Source organism: Candidatus Bathyarchaeota archaeon, assembly GCA_023131225.1.
In the GTDB taxonomy this organism is placed as follows: Archaea; Thermoproteota; Bathyarchaeia; order Bathyarchaeales; family SOJC01; genus JAGLZW01.
The window spans coordinates 23249-42426 of record JAGLZW010000025.1 but is presented as its reverse complement, the minus strand read 5'-3'; the positions used below and the strand labels follow the sequence as shown (position 1 = coordinate 42426).

At 43.0% G+C, this 19178-nt stretch carries 19 protein-coding genes, 1 tRNA gene and 1 pseudogene; 11 read left to right on the top strand and 10 right to left on the bottom strand.

The features are described from left to right. Nucleotides 1-20 precede the first annotated feature (20 nt). Together KAU88_06585 and feoB (KAU88_06580) are read right to left on the bottom strand one after the other, a co-directional pair. Entirely contained in the window at nucleotides 21-1217 is a 1197-nt protein-coding gene (locus KAU88_06585) for an ArgE/DapE family deacylase (GenBank protein MCK4478175.1), read from the bottom strand. 85 nt (nucleotides 1218-1302) lie between these two features. Beyond that, a complete protein-coding gene (feoB, locus tag KAU88_06580) occupies nucleotides 1303-3414 on the bottom strand; it encodes a ferrous iron transport protein B (protein MCK4478174.1) in 2112 nt (703 codons plus the stop codon). Nucleotides 3415-3614: 200 nt separating this feature from the next. Between feoB (KAU88_06580) and KAU88_06575 the strand changes: the two genes are divergently transcribed. The 6 genes and pseudogenes from KAU88_06575 to mntR all read left to right on the top strand — a co-directional run bounded on the left by KAU88_06575 (nucleotide 3615) and on the right by mntR (nucleotide 7359). Further along, on the top strand, nucleotides 3615-3866 hold the full coding sequence (locus tag KAU88_06575; GenBank protein ID MCK4478173.1) for a ferrous iron transport protein A: 252 nt from the start codon (nucleotides 3615-3617) through the stop codon (nucleotides 3864-3866). Then, nucleotides 3863-4105, top strand: a complete 243-nt coding sequence (locus tag KAU88_06570; GenBank protein MCK4478172.1) for a ferrous iron transport protein A — start codon at nucleotides 3863-3865, stop codon at nucleotides 4103-4105. The genes KAU88_06575 and KAU88_06570 overlap by 4 nt, the downstream gene beginning before the upstream one ends. Before the next feature lie 5 nt (nucleotides 4106-4110). Next, nucleotides 4111-6104: pseudogene (gene feoB, locus KAU88_06565) on the top strand (ferrous iron transport protein B). Nucleotides 6105-6113: 9 nt separating this feature from the next. After that, a complete protein-coding gene (locus KAU88_06560) occupies nucleotides 6114-6605 on the top strand; it encodes a hypothetical protein (GenBank protein MCK4478171.1) in 492 nt (163 codons plus the stop codon). Between the two features lie 3 nt (nucleotides 6606-6608). Continuing rightward, the gene (locus KAU88_06555) at nucleotides 6609-6893 is read left to right on the top strand and encodes a hypothetical protein (protein ID MCK4478170.1); all 285 of its coding nucleotides are present in this window, start codon (nucleotides 6609-6611) and stop codon (nucleotides 6891-6893) included. Then, on the top strand, nucleotides 6880-7359 hold the full coding sequence (gene mntR, locus KAU88_06550) for a transcriptional regulator MntR (GenBank protein MCK4478169.1): 480 nt from the start codon (nucleotides 6880-6882) through the stop codon (nucleotides 7357-7359). Before KAU88_06555 ends, mntR begins: the two co-directional genes overlap by 14 nt. 59 nt (nucleotides 7360-7418) lie before the next feature. Here the strand turns inward: mntR and KAU88_06545 are convergent, their stop codons facing one another. Further along, on the bottom strand, nucleotides 7419-7661 hold the full coding sequence (locus KAU88_06545; protein MCK4478168.1) for a hypothetical protein: 243 nt from the start codon (nucleotides 7659-7661) through the stop codon (nucleotides 7419-7421). Nucleotides 7662-7892: 231 nt separating this feature from the next. Between KAU88_06545 and KAU88_06540 the strand changes: the two genes are divergently transcribed. Next, on the top strand, nucleotides 7893-8177 hold the full coding sequence (locus KAU88_06540; protein MCK4478167.1) for a hypothetical protein: 285 nt from the start codon (nucleotides 7893-7895) through the stop codon (nucleotides 8175-8177). Between the two features lie 170 nt (nucleotides 8178-8347). On the opposite strand, the gene KAU88_06535 is transcribed toward KAU88_06540, so the two are convergent. Next, nucleotides 8348-8422: transfer RNA gene (locus KAU88_06535), tRNA-Pro, on the bottom strand. A 303-nt stretch (nucleotides 8423-8725) separates the two neighbouring features. Between KAU88_06535 and KAU88_06530 the strand changes: the two genes are divergently transcribed. After that, nucleotides 8726-9256 (top strand): flavodoxin family protein, encoded by a 531-nt coding sequence (locus KAU88_06530; GenBank protein ID MCK4478166.1) that lies wholly within the window; start codon nucleotides 8726-8728, stop codon nucleotides 9254-9256. A gap of 87 nt (nucleotides 9257-9343) precedes the next feature. Here the strand turns inward: KAU88_06530 and KAU88_06525 are convergent, their stop codons facing one another. Further along, entirely contained in the window at nucleotides 9344-9850 is a 507-nt protein-coding gene (locus tag KAU88_06525) for an Lrp/AsnC family transcriptional regulator (GenBank protein MCK4478165.1), read from the bottom strand. Between the two features lie 520 nt (nucleotides 9851-10370). Between KAU88_06525 and KAU88_06520 the strand changes: the two genes are divergently transcribed. Next, nucleotides 10371-12191 (top strand): hypothetical protein, encoded by a 1821-nt coding sequence (locus KAU88_06520; protein ID MCK4478164.1) that lies wholly within the window; start codon nucleotides 10371-10373, stop codon nucleotides 12189-12191. A 34-nt stretch (nucleotides 12192-12225) separates the two neighbouring features. Here KAU88_06520 and KAU88_06515 read toward each other — a convergent pair whose 3' ends face one another. Further along, the gene (locus tag KAU88_06515) at nucleotides 12226-14427 is read right to left on the bottom strand and encodes an aryl-sulfate sulfotransferase (protein ID MCK4478163.1); all 2202 of its coding nucleotides are present in this window, start codon (nucleotides 14425-14427) and stop codon (nucleotides 12226-12228) included. Between the two features lie 261 nt (nucleotides 14428-14688). Here KAU88_06515 and KAU88_06510 point away from each other — a divergent pair, with 261 nt between their 5' ends. After that, nucleotides 14689-15432 carry a radical SAM protein gene (locus tag KAU88_06510; protein MCK4478162.1) on the top strand — a complete coding sequence of 248 codons (744 nt, stop codon included), beginning with the start codon at nucleotides 14689-14691 and terminating at the stop codon, nucleotides 15430-15432. A gap of 237 nt (nucleotides 15433-15669) precedes the next feature. On the opposite strand, the gene KAU88_06505 is transcribed toward KAU88_06510, so the two are convergent. Further along, nucleotides 15670-16083, bottom strand: a complete 414-nt coding sequence (locus KAU88_06505; protein MCK4478161.1) for a hypothetical protein — start codon at nucleotides 16081-16083, stop codon at nucleotides 15670-15672. 46 nt (nucleotides 16084-16129) lie between these two features. Further along, nucleotides 16130-17104, bottom strand: coding sequence for a CPBP family intramembrane metalloprotease (locus KAU88_06500; GenBank protein MCK4478160.1), 975 nt, complete (start codon nucleotides 17102-17104; stop codon nucleotides 16130-16132). A gap of 234 nt (nucleotides 17105-17338) precedes the next feature. On the opposite strand from KAU88_06500, the gene KAU88_06495 reads away from it, so the two are divergent. Next, entirely contained in the window at nucleotides 17339-17848 is a 510-nt protein-coding gene (locus tag KAU88_06495; GenBank protein ID MCK4478159.1) for an isoprenylcysteine carboxylmethyltransferase family protein, read from the top strand. 80 nt (nucleotides 17849-17928) lie between these two features. Here KAU88_06495 and KAU88_06490 read toward each other — a convergent pair whose 3' ends face one another. Both KAU88_06490 and tsaA read right to left on the bottom strand, forming a co-directional pair. Then, entirely contained in the window at nucleotides 17929-18672 is a 744-nt protein-coding gene (locus tag KAU88_06490; GenBank protein ID MCK4478158.1) for an MBL fold metallo-hydrolase, read from the bottom strand. Beyond that, nucleotides 18669-19109: a tRNA (N6-threonylcarbamoyladenosine(37)-N6)-methyltransferase TrmO gene (gene tsaA / locus KAU88_06485; GenBank protein ID MCK4478157.1), complete on the bottom strand. Its 441-nt coding sequence runs from the start codon at nucleotides 19107-19109 to the stop codon at nucleotides 18669-18671. Before tsaA ends, KAU88_06490 begins: the two co-directional genes overlap by 4 nt. Nucleotides 19110-19178 lie beyond the last annotated feature (69 nt).

Below are 19178 nucleotides of genomic sequence, written 5' to 3'. Positions count from 1 at the left end.
AGACGAATTCGTATTGGATCTTATGCTATTTTCTCTCTTGCTACTCTTCCTAGATTGATTATCAAGTTTCGAACGTTCTTTATGTCTTCGAGATGCACAAATTCATCCAAACCATGATAGTGTGTGTCAGCTCTAATGGTTCCGTAGCATACGACTGGAATCCCGTTTTTGGCGAAAAAGCTTCCATCGTTTCCTCCAAGCTCAGCAGCGAAGGGCAAACTGTGTCCTATTGTTTTCTTGATGCCTTCTGAGACTGTTTGTACAAAGACGACATCCTTTGAAGTGTGGTAGCCTGGAAGCTTGCTAGTAATTTCAAGTGACGCTTTGCAGCCGGTTTTTTCAATCGCTTCTTGCAAGAAGTCTCTAAATTCTTTTTCAGCCTGTCCTACAGGCTCTTCTGGGAGAAGTCTCCGATCAAAGCGGAATTCGCAAGTGCCGGGTATTACGTTTTCTTTTTCTCCTCCTCGGATCATTGTTACTGTGTATCTTCCCCAAACGAATTGTCTTGGAGCTTCAGGCGGCGCATGTAGAGTTGATTCTTTTTTCTCCACTTCGTTCTTGTAGGGTTCTAGGGCGGCGAGCAGTTTCACAGCTTCGTCTATGGCGTTTTTGGCTTTGAAAGGATAGCCTGCGTGTCCTTGTTTTCCTTCGACTGTTATTTTTCCCCAGAGGATGCCACTTGCTCCTAGGTAAAGTCTTTCTAGACCTGCGTCAACAACTAATGCTGCATCGCCTTTTACTCCGCAGTCGCTTAGCACATAGTCGACGCCGTATCGCCCGCCAATTTCTTCGTCCACTCCAGCGATGAGTTTGAGGTTTATGTCCAACTTTTCCTTCCTTAGTTGTCGTAATGCTCCCATTGCGGCTGCAATGCCTGATTTGTTGTCTGCAGTGCCTCTTCCGTAGGCTTTTCCATTTTCAACTGTTAGCTTGAATGGAGGGTATGTCCAGTTGGGTCCAGGTGGGACAATGTCGAAGTGTGATTCAAGAAGCAATGTTACGTCTGAACCTACGTCAAGCGTCACTATAACATTTGGTCGTGAAAGCCCGTCTTTTGCTCCTTTTTCGCCGTCAATTATCTCTACGTCCAAGGAGTTTCCTTCTGCCTCTTTTACGATTATGGATGCGCATTTGTCGTATCCTTTTTTTGAGACTGATTCGGTGTCAATTTCAATCATTTTTGAGAGAAAACCGATTTCATATTCTAGCGAACTCAAGCATCTTTCCCTCTTGTATACCTTCAGTATTTCATACTAAGACTTATCTTTTTTGATGGAAAGCAGCTTTGCGAGTGTTTTCCACTCACCAAATGTTTGCTAATAATAGTAGTCTAAATGCTATTCCACCAACAAAAATCGCAAAAACTACCTCAAAAACTGATATGAACAGTGCTTTTCTCCAACCCAACTCTTTAACCAGTGCTCCGATGGTTGAAATACAAGGGATATAGAGCATCGCCACTAAGGTGAACACCATCATCTGTACCGGTCCAAAACCTGGAACTCCAGCGAAATTTGAGGTCCCTAGAAGAGTTGCTAGCATTATCAAGGTCAGTTCTTTCCTTAGTATCCCAAAAATCAAGGTTATTCCAGTGATTGCAGGCAACCCCAACCAAAGAACAGTTATGGGGCTGAGGACGTACGCTATTGGCTCTAATAGGTTGAGAATCTCCACGAGTTTGATTATGAAACTGCCTAGTATTATGAGTGGAAATGCCATCTTGACAAATTCCTCTAGCCTAAACCAAGTTTGCTTTGCTATGGTCTTTGCATGTGGTACTTTGTAGTCATGCATCTCCATTATCAATCCAGTTGGTTCACCCGGCAAAGCCTTGAACGCTATTCTTCCGAGAATAAAAATGATGAACAGGTTAACAGCGTACAACAATAATGCCCACTGAAAGCCTACAAAGGCGCCGACAAGACCGAGAATTATCACTGTTGTCGCGGCGCAAGGCACCAACGTGACAACAAAAATCGCGATAAGCCGCTCCCTGTCAGTCTCCATTATTCTGCATCCCAGACAGGCAGGAACATTACAGCCGAAACCCAGCATCATCGGGATAAACGCCTTTCCGTGCAAACCTATCTTGTGCATCAAATTGTCCATCAAAAACGCAATTCTACTAAGGTAGCCTGAGTCCTCAAGAAAGTACAACATCAAATAAAATGGAAGAATGTAAGGCAACACAATTGTAACCCCTGCAATCAGCCCTTCTAAAATGCCACCCCAAACTAGTTCTCCTAAAATACCAGTTCCTAAAACACTTTTAAAAATAGGCTCTAGTCCATAAAAAAGATCACTCAACAAACCAGATGTGTAGTCCCCAAAGGAGAAAATGCCGAAAAAGATAGCGAGTATCACTGCAGCCATTATCGGGTATCCGAGGACGATGTGAGTTGTTAAGGCGTGTAATCTTTCCCGCATCGGAGGTTTTGCCGGTGTCACTATTTCCTGTACTTCTCGGGCAATGCATCCTGCGATCTCGTATCGCTCAGATGTTATAACAGTTGTACAGGAATGTCCATGAATATTCTCGATTTCCTCTGCGAGCTTTCTTGCAGTCGACAAGATGTTAGGGGCCATCTGGCGAATTTTGTTCTCTATTTGCTCGTCTCCTTCCAAAAGTTTTATCGCGACCCATCTAGCAGGGTATGGAAGCTGCAACCTCTTGACGGATTTACTGAGTTCTTGAATTTTCTCCTCAATTTCCTCTCCATATCTAATTTTTGAAGGGGCAACCTCTCCTTTTTCAATGGTGGCGACGGATGCTTGCAGCAGTTCGTAGATGCCGACTCGGCTTGGTGCCACAGTTGGAATTACTGGTACGCCTAGGATTTCTTCCAGTTTCTTGTGGTCAATTTTTATACCCTTCTTTTCTGCCATGTCCATCTGATTCAAGGCTACTATCATCGGTGTCTCAAGTTCCGCTAACTGAAGCGTGAAGAACAGGTTCCTTTCTAGAACCGAGGCATCAACAACATTGATCACGAGGTCAGGGCTCTCGATTGCGATGTATTCCCTCGAGATAAGTTCTTCTATGGAAAAAGTGGATAGGGAATAGATTCCAGGCAGATCAATGATGTCTATGGTGTAGCCCCTGAAGTGAAGTGTCCCTTCTGCTTTTTCAACTGTTTTTCCAGGCCAGTTCCCGATGTGTTGGTGCATTCCTGTTAGATGGTTAAATATTACTGATTTTCCAACGTTTGCGTTGCCAGCTAGGGCGATGATGATTCGCTTTTTGGTCACCTTTCTACGCTCACTAGAATTCTCTCTGCCATTCCTCTTCCGATTGCTAATCTGGAGCCTCTTACGTGGACTTCTATGGGGCCATGGAAAGGGGCTGATCTGACTACTGTTACTTTGGTTCCTGGGGTGAGACCCATGTCTTCTAGTCTTTTTTGAAAACCCCATTTGCGCCGGCGACGACGATGATGATGACTTGCTGATGCGTTGATGGAGATTATGACTCCGCTTTCGCCATTTCTAAGGTGAGTTAGTGGTAGTTCCAGTTTTTCTCATCTCGTTTTTTTGGAAGATTCCACGTGTATATGGAAACGCTTATAAATAAGCGTTTAAATTTATATAACAAATTTAGATTTAACTAAATTTGTTTGAGATGGCTAACTTTGGAGTTACAATTAAGCAGCCTCGAAACAGGTCGAAGAGGAATAGTCATCAGAATAGCGGGAGACATCGCAGCAAGACGTAGAATAATAGCTATGGGTATTGTAAGAGGGACCAAAATTAAAGTCGTCCGAAAAGCACCCCTTGGCGATCCGATAGAGTTCGAACTAAAAGATTACAACTTGAGTCTGAGAAGAAGAGAGGCGGAGAAAATCTATGTCGATGTGGAGGAAGAATGATGATGGAAATACCTCTCGGCACACTTGCCATTGGAACTGAAGCTAAAATTACAAAGATCTACGGAGGAAGATGTCTCGTCAGAAGATTGAGTGAAATGGGCTTCACTCCTGGAACGCAAGTCAAGATTGTACATAATCACAATCCCTACGCAGGTCCTGTGCTCGTAGAGGTTAAAGACTCTAGGATAGCTTTGGGAAGAGGTGTTTCCATGAAAATCATGGTAGAGGAGGTAATGTGATTCAAATGTCCTATACCGTTGCGCTAATAGGTAATCCAAACGTTGGTAAGAGCGTTATATTCAACAACTTGGTGCCTGGCGCTAGGCAACATGTAGGAAACTGGCCTGGAAAAACAGTTGAAAAGAAAGATGGTTGGTGTATCTATAAAGGAACTAAGTTAAAGATAGTTGATCTACCTGGAACCTACAGCCTTACAGCTCGTGCAGTAGATGAACTAATAGCCAGAAACTACATTGTAGAAGAAAAACCCCACGTCGTAGTTGACATAGTTGACGCTTCAAACATCGAAAGAAATCTCTATCTCACATTTCTATTATTGGAATTAGAAACTAACGTAGTCGTAGCGTTGAACATGTTCGACATCGCCGAAGACAAAGGCTACAAAATCAATGTGGAGAAACTTTCAGAGCAACTAGGCGTGCCCGTAATTCCAACCGTCGCAACCAAGAAGAAGGGCATGAAGGAGCTTAAGGACGCAATACGCGAGGCTACAAAAGGAAAGGCTTCAACGAAGCCTAAAATAACATATGGAAAGAAAATCGAAGAGCTTGTCGATTACGTTGTGAAGATTCTCGAAAAAGATGAAAACCTAGCCGGAAAATATCCGTTAAGATGGCTGGCTATCAAGCTTCTCGAAAATGATGAGGATGTTTTGACCAAGATTAAAGGCAGTAAGCAAAGACACGAAATTATGGAAGTCATCGCATGAAAGCAAAGCAAGTTCTTGGAGACGACCCCGAAATTGTTTTGGCAGATAAAAGATACGAGCTTATTGGTAGGGTTTTAGAAGTTTCTATGAAAAGGGGAGAACATAAATGGACTTTCTCTGACATGCTAGACAAGGTTTTCCTCAACAAATATGTAGGAATTCCAGCTTTTCTTGCATTATTGTGGGCAGTTTTTCAGTTCACTTTTGAAGCTTCTGCTCCCTTCATGGGGCTCATTGAAATGTTCTTCGCGTTGTTATCTAGTTTGGCTGCACAAATTCCAAACGAAGTAATCGCCTCTCTTCTAGCTGACGGAATCTTCGGCGGACTAGGATTCATAATGGTATTCATAGCACCAATATTCTTTCTGTTTCTGGTACTATCAATACTTGAAGACAGTGGCTACTTGACACGGGCAGCCTTCGTCTTTGACAGGATAATGTATAAGCTTGGGCTGCACGGCAGATCTTTCATTCCTATGTTACTAGGTTTCGGATGTAACATACCTGCGATAATGGCTACGCGAAGCATTGAAGGAGAAAAGGACAGATTGATAACTATACTGGTCAATCCATGCATGTCCTGTGCAGCACGTTTACCTGTTTACATCTTGATTGCAGGAGCTTTCTTTGCTGCCAATGCAGCCACAGCAGTATGGTCGATGTACATTCTCGGCATTGTAATGGCAATATTGTTGGCGTTGCTATTTAGGAAAACGATTTTGAAGGGTGAACCATCGCCGTTCATCATGGAATTGCCTACGTATAAGATGCCTACTTTCCACGGTTCCATAATTCACATGTGGGAAAGAGGTGTTGTCTTTCTCAAAAAGGCAGGCACTTATCTTCTCTTGGGAGCGGTCATTCTTTGGTTGCTTTCTGTGTTGCCTTGGGGTGTGGAACCTGGTAGTGGAGATTCAGTTGCAGGAATGATCGGCCGTGTGATTCAACCGATTTTTGCACCATTAGGCTTTAGCTGGCAAATCGCTACATCTCTCATATTTGCTTTTTTGGCGAAGGAGATATTTGTGGAGTCTTTAGGTGTAATTTATGGGGTTGGAGGTGAGGCAGATATACAGACTGCGCTTCTTGCTTCGATTAGTCCAGCGAGTGCTTATGCTTTGATGGCTTTTACTCTACTATATGTCCCTTGTCTTGCTACTGTAGGCGTGATAAAGAGTGAGACAGGCTCGTGGAAATGGACGATTTTCGCTGTTGTTTATGAAATCGTTTTGGCTTATGTTGTAGCCTTGGTTATTGTTGGAATTGGAGGGTTACTGGGTTTCGGATAGGTGATTTAAATGGGTTCAGAAGTAAGAGTTGGAAAAGGTATGGCTACCTACTCGCTAAGTCTGGGATTAATTTATTCCCTCTTCGGCTTGTTTGAACTAGTTTTGGGCCTCGACCAATCTTTGGGTCTTGGCTGGTTTCAATTGGACATAAGCACGGCTCTAATTTGTCCAGACTTGTTCGGTGGATGCATGCTTATCATAATAGGCATCATCTTCCTCTTCGGCATTGATTCACAGTGGAAAGGCAATCGAGAAGGAATCTCCTTTCTGGTGGTTGGGACAATACTAGCTATGGTGTTCTTCGCAGTATATGCTACAATAATGGCTTCACATGCCCTTGGATATGGTATTTATCAAGTAACCCCTGAACCCCACGCAGATCCTTTAGGAGACTGGGCGGAATGGATTTGGCTAGACGACATAAGACCAGCCATCTGGCTATTTACCTTAGTCCTTCCAGGATTATACATGACACTGCAGACATGGAAGAGGAAAGGATAAATTGTGATAAAAGAAGTTCTGCAACTCGTTCAAGATCTAGGTGTTCTAAATAAGAAAGAAATCGCTAACAAAGTCAATATCCAAGAAGTAACACTAGAGGCAGTTCTGTCTTTACTTGTTTCAAAAGGATATCTAATTTTACCAGCGAGTTCGCAAAGTCCTCCCCCAGCCTGTCTTAACTGCTTAATGTCAAAAAGCTGCATTTCCACAGAAGGAGCTAGCAACGTATATGTTATAACTGAGAAGGGTAAGAACTTCTTAGGGGCAGGCAACGTTGGGAATGGTTGAAGTAAATAGGTTGAGTGAAACTGAGGAAGGTTATGTTGAAACAATCCACGGTCTAATCAGAGAACATGGCTACGCCAGAGTTACCGACATAGCTTATGCATTAGATGTGAAGCCTCCAAGCGTAACAAACATGCTACAGAAACTGGATGCACAGAAGTTTGTTACCTATACGCGGTATAGAGGGGTTGTACTAACGTCTAAAGGGAAGTTGCTTGCAGAAATTCTAGAACAACGGCATCAAGCATTAAAGAAGTTTTTGATTATGATAGGGGTTAGTAAAGAGACTGCTGAGAAGGATGCTTGCGAGATAGAACATAAAATAAACCGTGAAACCATAGGAAAGCTCACAAGGTTCGTAGAATTTGTGCAGTCAGCACCGGAAACACCCCTTTTCCTTAAGCATTTTAAAGAATTTGAAAAAACCGGGAAGCGTCCGAGACACTGCAAGCTGAAGAAGGTAGAATGAATTACTACATTGGATAATCATCATACGTTGCGCGCGCAAACGCCTGTATACGTATTTCTTTATGCTGCCTTGCTTTCTTCTACTATTTCCCATCCTGCTGCTGCTAGGGTTCCATCAACGTTTTCGGAAAATTTCCTCTTTTCTTTAATTCCACACCGCAAGCATCCCCTTTCAGAGAACACATGTTTTCGCCTTCCTTGCTTAGTTCCTGGAAGCAATCCTGGTTCTTTCCAAATAAGAAGCACACGTTCTCCATAATCCCTCCACCTGTGGAACCCCAATTTACATAGTAACGCAGTCAATCAGTCACATCCCTTAAACTAACATACAATTTGTAGTTGAATAAAGACTCTTGTCTAGATTTTCAAATTGCACAATCATATTTTAGTTTTGAGTTCTAAAGAAAGAATCGCAAGCATTCTATCTAGCATCACGCCTTGAGCCAACACACGATTTCTACGATTTCTTTTAAACGCCGTTTGTGCTAAGTCTTAAATAATTCGGATGGATTCTGTCGATTAGAGGAACGCGAGATGGATAGGTATATCTTGGAGCTCTATGCTGAATTGCTTTTTGTTTTCTTCTATCCATTCGTCCCGCTGTTTTTTGTATTATCCTTAAGGGTGGGAATCTTTGGATGGCTTATCTACGCCTTGTTTCTGACCCCTCCTACTGCTTTGTGGTATTATGTAATGCAGAAAAGAGCGAAAAACTACTTGAAACTACTAATGGCTGAACGGAAAACTTGGGATGTTAAAAAGGCAGTAGAAGAATATGTTGAATTGCAGAAAACCCAGAGATCCAAAAAAAAGCAGTAAACTCAGAATGACCCAAAGAGAAACACTTGCGTTCTAGACTCGAAATTTGGCAGATTAGATCTTAATTTCCTAAAACGTGTGATAACCATCTGAAAATATTGATCAACCAGTTTTTGAACGTCTACATAAAAAGGTTAAAATAAGAGCATCAGAGGGAAGCCGCTCGATGATGGGGCTGCCCGGATTTGAACCGGGGTCACGAGAGCCCAAGTCTCATAGCCTCGACCAAGCTAGCCGACAGCCCCTTGCAATTCAGGAATCTAAGCCTTCTAAGAGCTTATTTATTCCCAATTTGATTCCCAAAGATTCTAACATAGATTGGGAGTCTTATTCTAATTGGTATAGAGCCAACCATATAAAATCTAGCTCTACAGCAACCATGATGATAAAGCATGCATGCTGAAATCGGTTTAAACGCTTGTCATATTCATTATATTCTTGTTTTATGACTTGTGCAAAGAAACTTTTCAGGAAATCTTAAAATAAGTTTGCTTGTCAAAGTATTGGCTATTGGAATCCTTTGAAGGTTAGAGTCAGGAGTTGTTTAGATGAGAGTGTTGATTGCTTATTATAGCGAAACTGGTAACACTGAGAAGGTTGCTAGAGCCATTTATGAAGAGGCTTCAAAGAAGCATGAGGCAAATTTGAAGAGAGTTGATGAGGTTGCAGTGGACATTTTGAATGATTATGATGTTGTTTTTCTAGGTTCAGCTTGTCACTCAACAGACCTAGCGGCTCCAATAAAAAGAATCTTGGATGCTATTCCACATCCACCTAAGTTTAAGCTTGCAGGATTCTTTACTCATGCAACCTCCTCAGAAGGGTTCAACAGATGGGCATCTAAATGCACATCATCTTTTCAAAAAACAAGCAAAGAAAAGAAAATTGACTTCGAGGGTTGTTACAATTGCCAAGGTGTACCATCTCCTCCAATACAAGAATTCATAAAGAGAGAGGTAATCACATCCCCTGATGAGTGGGAAAAATATATCAAAGAAGTCATGAATCATCCAACACCTGAAGACCTACAGAAAGCTAGAGAATTCGCAAGAAAGGTTCTATCACAAGTTCAGGAGTAGACCTTGCCGAAATTCTTGTGGGATTTGCTCTTTTTCTTCTGTGCATTATGGCTGTTAGCAGTGTTGCTGACATGAATAGTGGAAAGACTATTTTGCTTCTGCCAAGTATTTCAAATGAAGAGGCTTGAGTATTTGATTTCCACCAAGGTTCACAAGAACCGTTTGAACATCAGTAAACGTATCCCCCAATTCTCGTTTATGTTTAGCCATGAAGCTGTCAAAGTCTGAGTAGCTCTTGTGAACCGATATCATAAAGCCATTCACACCCATTCCTCTGCATCCACCACTCATAATGACGTTGGCTTGGTTCATCAGCCATTTTGTTCCTCTCTCGTGGGCAGCTTTATATTTTTCTTTTAATCCAAGGGTCTGTTTCGTTTTGACAAACGTGAATGCAAGAATCTCATATCCCAGTTTCTCCCATTTTGGGACAAGAGTATAACCGTCTATTACATCCTTTTCTAGCCTTGCTCTCCTTCTTGTGACGGTTGGTTGAGAAACTCCAATTTTCTTAGCCAGTTTCCTATCACTCATCTTAGAGTTCTTTAGCAATTCAGAGAGAATTCGATAATCAATATCTTTTAGTTTCTTCAAGTTATATCAACATACAATTTGCTTCCTTCAGTTTTTATGGCTTGTGGAAAATCCAGTTTAGCTTGTGAGAACAAATTTAAAAAATATGGGTGGTTTGTCATTTGGGTTGATGTTGTTTGGCTACTTGCAACAAGATTTCTTGTGATGCTTCTCATTGTGTGCTTCCAATTCTTCTTTTGTGTTAAAGGTTTGACCACAACATTCGTCTTGGATTTACTCATCAAATTATCCATCCATTTTTACATATCATCTCTTGAATCTAAGATTAAGTCTGCTGAATTCTTGTCAATTCGATCTGCATTTCCATTGATATACCCTTTGTAATGTTGTATTCTACATGAGTTTCCTCTTTCTGCAAATACCCTTCAATACTACATATTGGACCTCTGATTTTCATTTCACCACTTCTGCAGATTTAATTGAGACGCGCGCGTAGTAGTGCAGCTACTATAGAAGCTAGTTCCATAAATCCTTATAACGATGTCTTGACCTTTTTTTATCTGAGAAAGGGGAGACCAGCGTGAAGCTTAAACGATTTTTAGGATTAATTTTGGCATTGATGTTAATCGCTATTTTTGCATCCGGGTTCTGCATTAGATGGGCAGAAGGTGTTGAGCCTCCGGAAACTGAATGGACTAGAACCTATGGGGGAACTGCGTGGGAGGTTGCGCGTTCCGTCATTCAGGCAAGTGATGGGGGATACATACTAGCTGGACAGACAGAGTCTTTTGGGGCAGGCGGCAGAGATTTCTGGTTGGTAAAGACTGATGCAGATGGAAACATGGAATGGAACAAGACCTATGGAGGAACTGGCAACGACCTTGCTTTTTCTGTTGTAGATAGCGATGGATCATATGCATTGGCTGGTCGCACGAACTCCTTCGGGGCAGGAACTGCTGATTTCTGGTTAGTTAAGGTTGATTCTGCGGGGAATCACGAGTGGAACAAAACATACGGTGGAGCTGGTCTTGAAGCCGCACGATGCATTGCGAAGACTGGCGATGGAGGGTACGTGTTGGTTGGTTTCACGCAGTCTTTTGGGGCCGGTGGCCAAGATTTCTGGTTGGTTAAAGTTGATTCTTCTGGGAATCACGAGTGGAACAAAACGTACGGTGGACCTAATAACGACGCTGCACGGGCAGTGGTTGAGACAAGTGACGGAGGATACATATTGGCCGGCGAAACAAACTCTTTCGGAGCTGGAGACACTGATTTTTGGTTGGTTAAAGTTGATTCTTCTGGGAATCACGAGTGGAACAAAACCTACGGTGGAACCCTTGCAGAAAACGCTTTCTCTGCCATAGAGACGCCTGATGGGGGATATGCGTTAGCTGGTCGCACAAGATCTCTAGGAGAGGGCCGCTTAGATTTCTGGTTGGTTAAGGTTGATTCTTCTGGGAATCACGAGTGGAACAAAACCTACGGTGGAAGTGGAAATGATCCTTCCCACTCTATGGTGGAAGCAAATGTTCTAGAGACTGATGATGGAGGGTACGTGTTGGTTGGTTTCACGCAGTCTTTCGGGGCTGGTGGCAAAGAAGGTTGGCTAGTCAAGACTAATGCTAGTGGAAACATGGAGTGGAACAAAACATTTGGTGGACCCAATAATGATGTTCTAAATTCTATTGCAAGAACTGCTGACAAAGGGTACGTGTTAGCTGGTTTCACGCAGTCTTTCGGGGCTGGTGGTCAAGATTTCTGGTTGGTTAAAGTTGCAGGACCTCCCCAATATATCCTAGCAATTAACAGCTCACCTGTTGGAGTGACGTTTACAGTTGACAGCGCATCCCATGCAACACCTTGGCTTGGAATCTACGAACAAGGCACAACAGTTAGCTTGGAGATGCCTGAAGTATATACCGTCGGAGATTCTAGATATTACTGGGACCAATGGAGTGACGGAAATACAAGCCGCTTAAGAACAATAATCATGAGCGGAAACACCACCGTGAACGCGATTTATAAAGGGCCTTACTATCAGTTAACCATAGAATCTTCGCATGTAACCGGAATAGACTTCACTATTAACGGAATTCCGAGATCGACGCCATATATGGATTGGCTACTTAAAGGTTCTTACACGGTTGAAATGCCTCAAACATATGATGGATATGTCTGGTCTCACTGGCTTGAAGACGGCGATACCAACAGGATTAAAATAATAACCCTATCTGGATCGACAACGTACACGGCAGTTTATGGCATACCAGTGGGAGGTGTCTCAGTTGCCACAGAGTCTGGATATTGGCACTCACGTGCTTGGAGCGTCTCAATTCTGATAATGGTATCTATGGTAATCACCTTGAGCATATGTTTCAAGCGCAAATCTGCGAAAGAGTAGTCTCCTTGAATTCACTCTGCGTCTCTAAGAAATTCTATGGTTCCCAGCTTTCTCCGTAGTTTCCAGCCGCAGCTACTATGTCAAATATGTCTATGTCTCCGTCGCCATCGATGTCACAGTTAGCAATGTAGTGGGGCTCTCCTTGTTCTGCGTTATAGGCGCCAGCTATTGTGACAATATCAAAAATGTTTACTTCTGAATCTCCATTAATGTCACCTGGAATAGTTACTAGCACCCACACAGTAAACATATTGTCCTCCAAATCGATCTCTCCATCGACTAGAGAGGCATAAGCGTAGAGTGTGTAGTTGCCTTTTTCGTAACCAGTAGCATTCCACACAAAATTGACAGACATAGAGTTTCGACTCGCCAAGGTTATGTTTGTAAATGTGTCAATGATCATTGTAGTGACATTTAATGTCACATCGAATGTTTCAGTATAATCACCTTGATTTCTAACAGTCACGTTTGCAAATGTTGAGTATCCCTGCCCAATTATAGTTTTGAAGAGTGTAACATTTACAACCGCAACATCATGAGATAATACTCTTATGTTAACACCATATGTGAATGTGTTGTCTAAAGTATCAGTTTCGTTGGCTACGACATCCGCTGCGACGTTTATAGTGTAATTGCCTCCAGTGAAGCTGCCAGTATCCCACGCAAAACTTAGAACTTGACTTGCACCTTGTTCCAAATCGTTGACAAGCTCCCTACCAATCTCAGTAGCATTGGCGTAGGCTGTCACATTAAACGTTTCAGTGAAAACACCCTGATTCTCGACTGTTGCCTCTATTATCACTTCCTGTCCTTGCAACACTGTAGTCTTGTCAACATCTACGTTGGTAATAGCTACGTCATTAGGACGTATCAGGTCCAACAACCCTGAAAAATCCCGTCCATAGCGACATACTTTGAACACATTGTTCATCCCCCCGTTGGGAAAAACGTTGACATACTCCCAGACGACTTCCTTTTCAGTGGTAACTTCGAAGAAGCGTCCCCCTTGTCCATCACAAACAAGTGTATTTCCATTAGGAAGTCGCTGGGCACCTGAAATGCCACTGGAATATAAACTGGTCGGAGGCTCAGCTGTGTATATCCATGTCTGTTCTTCAGGGCCATAGGCAGAACCGTAAGTAATGGAATAGCTACCGTTGCTATCTACAGGTGGCACAATCTCATCCACAGAAGAGTATGATCCATCGAGGCGGTTCTGACCATTGTTGAAAACCAGAATGTTTCCCGCCCCTGAGAAACCTGATTCAACCCATTGAGCATCATGTTGATGAAAAAACTTCTGATCGTCTGCATCTCCAGCTCGGTAAGTTTGAGGATTACCCCACCGGTAAAGAATGGCACCGCCTTTTCCACTGTTTCCCCCAGTATGGTTAGCAGCTTCCTCGGTCGTGGTACTGTGATCAATCACCCAGATTTCTCTAAATGCATTAACACTGAGTAAAATCTGATCAAACTCTTCGTTGTAGTCAATAGAGTTGATGTGATTCCAGTCGGCGCCAGGTCGCCCATATACATTGATGTCTATCAGCTCCGGATGGGCTGCTACGACGCCATAGTTTTCTGCAGTTGAATTGTAGTCCTGAATTAGATGATCCCAGGCATGCCATTCCCAGACGATGTCGCCCCCTGTTGCACCTGTGGGTTCGACTTCAATGATATGATCGGGCCAAAGCTCGCCATCAGTCAGCAAGCTAGGATCACGGCCTGCCGCGATCGCCTCTTCACCCGTTTTATGTTCCCAGGCGATCATAAGCACGTTACCATTTGGTAATGCTTCTATATCATGATGCAGAAGGTGTTGATTGTTTGAATATTTGAATTCCCAGACGACTGTCCCATTCCAGTCGATCTTCTGAACAAGTCCCCCAGTACCACCTCCAGCTGTAAAAGTAGAATTACTCGGAAGACCTGGAAAGGCGGTGCGAAGAATGCTTCCGTTTTCAAGCAGATACACAGAAAGCGCGGGTCTGTAATCGCTTTCCCACGTGTGAATGACTTGTCCACTATTGTCAATTAAGTAGGTTATCGTTGAGCGCATGGGAGCAAACAAAGTATATCCATCGAAGGGGTGTACGTACGTCGCCGTCAAAGACTCACCGGACATGTTGGACGCCGATGGAGCCAAGCCAAGCCCAACACTAGTAATCGAAGCGCATGTTAAGAAAGCGATTTCAATAACAAGCAACACGAAAGTTAGTGATAACTCCTTTCTCATTTCAGTTCCCAAGGGTATATGGTTTGAGAATTGGCCTTCACGTATACGTATACAATAATACCGTCGTAACCCCGTCTCATAAAAGTTTCGTGCATCTCACACATTACGTAGTCAAGGCGACTGGACTAAAAACCGTTGATAATTTACCGAGAGGGAACGGCTCCGACGAACATTGACACAATAAAAAACTTAACTGAAGCGCTATCTTTCCTTTAGATGTGGAAAACTCCCAACAAGATGTAGGTGTACGGTTGAAGGTCTATGATCGTCAAAGAAGTCTACGCAAAGACCATATTGTCCAAGTCAAAAGTCCTCGACTACACGGTCAACCCTTACATTGGCTGCGAACATGGCTGCACTTATTGCTATGCGCGATATATGAAAAGATTCACTGGTCACAAGGAAGAGTGGGGCACATTCGTTGACGTGAAAATTAACGCACCGCGACTGCTACAAGGCGAGATTAAGAAGAAGAAAGTCGGCAGGGTTTGGATAAGTGGAACGTGTGATCCATACCAACGCCTTGAGAAGAGATACGAACTTACAAAGAGGTGCCTTGAAATTTTGTCAAAACACAGTTGGCCTGTTACAATTCAAACAAAGTCTTCCCTCATTACGCGGGATTTGGAACTGCTGAAAAGATTTGACGATATTGAGGTTGGACTCACAATCACAACTGCCGATGAAAATATACGGAAAATATTTGAACCGAATTCTCCACCGATAAAGGAAAGACTTGAAACGGTAGAGGAACTGCATTCCTCGGGCTTTAGAACATTCGTAATGATAGCACCAATACTCCTAAAAGCTGAAGATTTGGCGGAGCATTTACACGAAATTGTGGACTATGTACTGGTTGACAAAATGAACTATCATCACGCGGATTGGGTATACAGAAAGCATAGGCTTGAACATGCAAAGTCGCCAAGTTTCTTCATCCAGAAGAAAAAAGAACTTGCTCAAGCATTTAGCCAAGAGAATATACCTTATCAATTCTTATATTAGCGACTGTCCTTGAGAATGCAGCTAGAATTTATCAACCTTCTATTCCATTACTGCTCGCGTTAATCCTACCAAGCCATCATTAACATATGACTGGTGAGGTGGTTGCCAGTAGTCATAGTAGAGGTATGGGAGGGGGGAGGGGTAGTCTAAAAGTTCTGGTATCTGGACTGCTATTTTTTGACGGTTTATGTTAACTTGGAAATTGTATTTGTGCGTTTCAGCTGCTCTACTGGCTATCTAGCCCAACAGATTTTTGAAGGAAGACGGAGTCACGTGTTCAGGTTCTTCTTTTTTCTCTTTCAATAGGGCTTCAACTTCTGCCCGGAGACGTGGATCTCGGATTTTCCCCAGTTTTTCGAGAAGCACTCCTTTGATATTAACTTGTTTTCCCCTATTGTCATAAAACCAGTATTTGCCTTGGCGGCTCCACTTCATCAACACCTCCACTTGAGCCTTAACGCCTTCGTCATCAGCGGTACTTCGCAACAGTTGAAGAGCCGCTGCCACAGAACCTTCGCAGTTAACAACCTTCAAGAACTCTTCAAGACCCTCTGCAGGTCGCAGCTTCTCTCTACTGCACAACATCTTATATGCGTTCCAAGTTGCCGAATCAATCCAAACACCGATTTGCGTTTTCAATTCTGTTACCATCCAACATTACCATTTTCCATTACCACTAAGAAATATTTTGCTTCTCTTAAAGCTGCGGATGCACATGTGTTTTGGCGTCAACTTGTGCCTTTCCTGCTAGAAACTTTGTGCATAAGGCGAGAATGATTATGCCCGTGATGAAAGAAAGTGCTTGAATCCCTTGAACGAGGGGGTCAGTCATTTCTAGCGCCGGATTGAAAGTGGCTCCGTATCCGATTGTGTCTACAAGGCCATGTGCGAGTATAAGTGGAATAAGGTTTCTCGACTTTCTGTAAAACTGTCCGAAAACTAAGCCGAAAACGAAGGCGCTGGAAACATGTAGTAGCATTCCGATTGAGTCGAACGGGGAAACGTGCCAGATGAAGTGCCAAACGCCGAAGAGCAAAGCTTGAACCAGCAAAGCCTTCCTTTCACTATAGAACTTTGCCAGGCGTGTTTGTATGAAGCCTCGGAACAAGCTTTCCTCGCTGATGCCTACGCAGAAGGTCATGAAGGGAAAAACGAAGAGAGATGGAAACAGATCGTAACCCGTAACAACCAGATGTCCAGTAAACGCGTAGATTAAGCCGAAGAACGTTGCGAACAAAGCGATTCCAAACACTAAATAATAAACTAAACCTATCAAGAGCGAACGGGTGAAATGTTCGGTTCTGAAACCAAGAACACCTAAATTGTTTCTCTTAACCAAAGCAACGGTCAAGACAATAAGGTAAATAACTGCAGTCTTCTCGAAGGCCATCCCCATAATCAGCACAAAAGGGATACGAACAGCCATTGATAATAGAAATAAGGCGAAAACCTCAACCCAGACAACGCTTTTCTCCGTTTCGTCCTTAGAAGAAAACTTTCTACGCACACGCACGTACCACAAGAAAAGCGGGGCAAGCAAGATAAGAGAGAAAATTGCAGGTGAAACACTGATATCTTCAACCATTCCTAGCGGTATAAAGTCGCTGGCAAAAATCAAAACTGAAATGCCAAGATAAACTGAAACAACAATTAAGCCTCTCTTGATGTCCATAAGACGCCTTTACCACCAGTCCACATAAAACCTCATTTGAATTCCACCTCAACTAACACCTTACCATTCTTAATGATTACGGCATCCATTAACCATTCAATCGTCAAGAAGGCGAAACCGTAAGAATCTATGCGGGCGCAGTTTTTTAGGATATTTTAGTAAATTCTACTAAGGACGTCCCCCCAGAGATGCGAAAAATTTTAATTTCAGTCAAAGCCTCTCTTTGCTTAGGTCGTGAATAGAATCCCAAGAAGACGAGAAGATCTAGGTGCAGAGCTTCCACGTGGAGATCAGATACAAGTATTGCTGTTAGTTCTGTTCTTTGCGGTTTGGGGATTTGACTCGTTTGCTTTGCATTTCTCAACAATTCTCGCGGACTCAATCCCTCTTGTTATACAATTGATTTTTGCGGCTATTTCTATTGGTTCAGGATTATTGTTGATGTGGCTATCGCACGAATCGCTTTTCGGCCAGATACGCGATCCACCTAAAGTTTTGGACACAGGTGTTTATGCAAGAGTTCGGCATCCAATGTACCTTGGCACTTTGTTGACATACTTAGGATTCTTTCTATCCACTCTTTCCATCATATCCTTAGGGCTGTGGATCATAGTTTTCTTCTTGTATGATAGAATGGCAACCTATGAAGAAAATGACCTCATACGGATGTTCGGAGACACCTATCGAAACTACCAGCGAAAAGTGCCTAAATGGTTTCCACGCATAACCTCTCCAAAGAAATAGGACGCCACTCGGCGTTCACGGAATCTCAAACATTTGCATGCGCAGACTAATAATCACGCAATGAAACTAATTCTTTCATATCATTTCGCCACGCACAAATCAATGATCCTACCAGAACCGTTTTCGACATAAGCGTCTCCAACCACTGAGGCAATGGCTTGCTTGGCATCTGTACTAGTGCAATGACAGGGGGAAATAACTTTAGCGTCTAATCTGCGCAAGAAACCGCCAATCCTTTCACCTTCTCTTCGGCTTGATATATGAAAACCGCCAATAACTGCGTAGACCTTTGAAGCATTGGCAATCTCGATTGCGCGACCGACGATTCTTGTGATTCCAGGATGGGCACATCCAGTTAAAACCACTAATCCTTCATCTTTTAGTTTCATGATTAAGGAGTGCTCTTTCAACCAAAAGCCAAAACTACCTGTTGACATAAAAACTTCCAGAAATTCAGTAGGCTTAGAGCAGACAGTTGGCCTTCCACCAGCATTCACGATTTTCTTCAACCAAGAATGCTCAGAAGGAACAAAAACTGGAATTGGGCGCCTCAGCAGAGGTAGGATGTGGCTTAGGCTTCCGCAGTGATCTCCATGCCAATGAGAGATAAATATCCCCTGAGCTGTGGAAAGGTCTATGCTGAGCTTCGACGCGTTATCGAAGAATGTTTGATATGACCCGCTTGTATCCATTAATACGTTTTGTTTTCCGTCGTCGTAAAGGACTTCAACAAGGAAAGATATCCCCCAGCTGGAGGTCAACCCTTCTTTCCAGACATTATTGTCGACAACTGTTACCACTCTAATAGAATTGGCTTCTTTCATGTTGGAGGACCACGTGATGTCCACTCTGGAACCCTTGCATTAGGGATGGAATCAGCCCTTGGCATGTATGGTTTAACGTCAATTATTGGTGTCCCTTCGTAGGCATCAAGATCTTTCACTGTTAAGGTGCATTCTTCAACTTTCACTAGTTCGACTACGCATAAGCTTATAGGGTTTGGCCGGGAAGGACTTCGACAAGCAAAAACGCCAGTTTCCACGTTTACTGCGTGTCTTCTCGGAAAAACTAACAAGGTATTCCTTTCCTTATTGCTGTCACGTAGGTGAGCCCAGTATAGGACAATTAAGTGAGAGAAGGCTTCTACACCCTTAAGCCCCGAGCAGAATCGGGGGAACAAAAGTATTTTCGCTTCATCCTCTTCAACTTTCTTCACAACTCCAATAAAACGCAGTGTTGCTTTCACATTCTCATTTTTCATTTTGCTAACCACTCTTTAAACCAACTCTAGTGCAGACAAGCTGATTTAGCCTTGTTACTTAATAAACGC

Coding starts and splice junctions, on each gene's coding strand:
- KAU88_06510 (MCK4478162.1), top strand. CDS start 14,689: ATGATCGTCAAAGAAGTCTACGCAAAGACCATATTGTCCAAGTCAAAA.
- tsaA (MCK4478157.1), bottom strand. CDS start 19,109: ATGAAAAATGAGAATGTGAAAGCAACACTGCGTTTTATTGGAGTTGTG.
- KAU88_06570 (MCK4478172.1), top strand. CDS start 3,863: ATGATGATGGAAATACCTCTCGGCACACTTGCCATTGGAACTGAAGCT.
- KAU88_06530 (MCK4478166.1), top strand. CDS start 8,726: ATGAGAGTGTTGATTGCTTATTATAGCGAAACTGGTAACACTGAGAAG.
- KAU88_06500 (MCK4478160.1), bottom strand. CDS start 17,104: ATGGACATCAAGAGAGGCTTAATTGTTGTTTCAGTTTATCTTGGCATT.
- feoB (MCK4478174.1), bottom strand. CDS start 3,414: ATGGGGTTTTCAAAAAAGACTAGAAGACATGGGTCTCACCCCAGGAAC.
- KAU88_06505 (MCK4478161.1), bottom strand. CDS start 16,083: ATGGTAACAGAATTGAAAACGCAAATCGGTGTTTGGATTGATTCGGCA.
- KAU88_06515 (MCK4478163.1), bottom strand. CDS start 14,427: ATGAGAAAGGAGTTATCACTAACTTTCGTGTTGCTTGTTATTGAAATC.
- KAU88_06560 (MCK4478171.1), top strand. CDS start 6,114: ATGGGTTCAGAAGTAAGAGTTGGAAAAGGTATGGCTACCTACTCGCTA.
- KAU88_06490 (MCK4478158.1), bottom strand. CDS start 18,672: ATGAAAGAAGCCAATTCTATTAGAGTGGTAACAGTTGTCGACAATAAT.
- KAU88_06540 (MCK4478167.1), top strand. CDS start 7,893: ATGGATAGGTATATCTTGGAGCTCTATGCTGAATTGCTTTTTGTTTTC.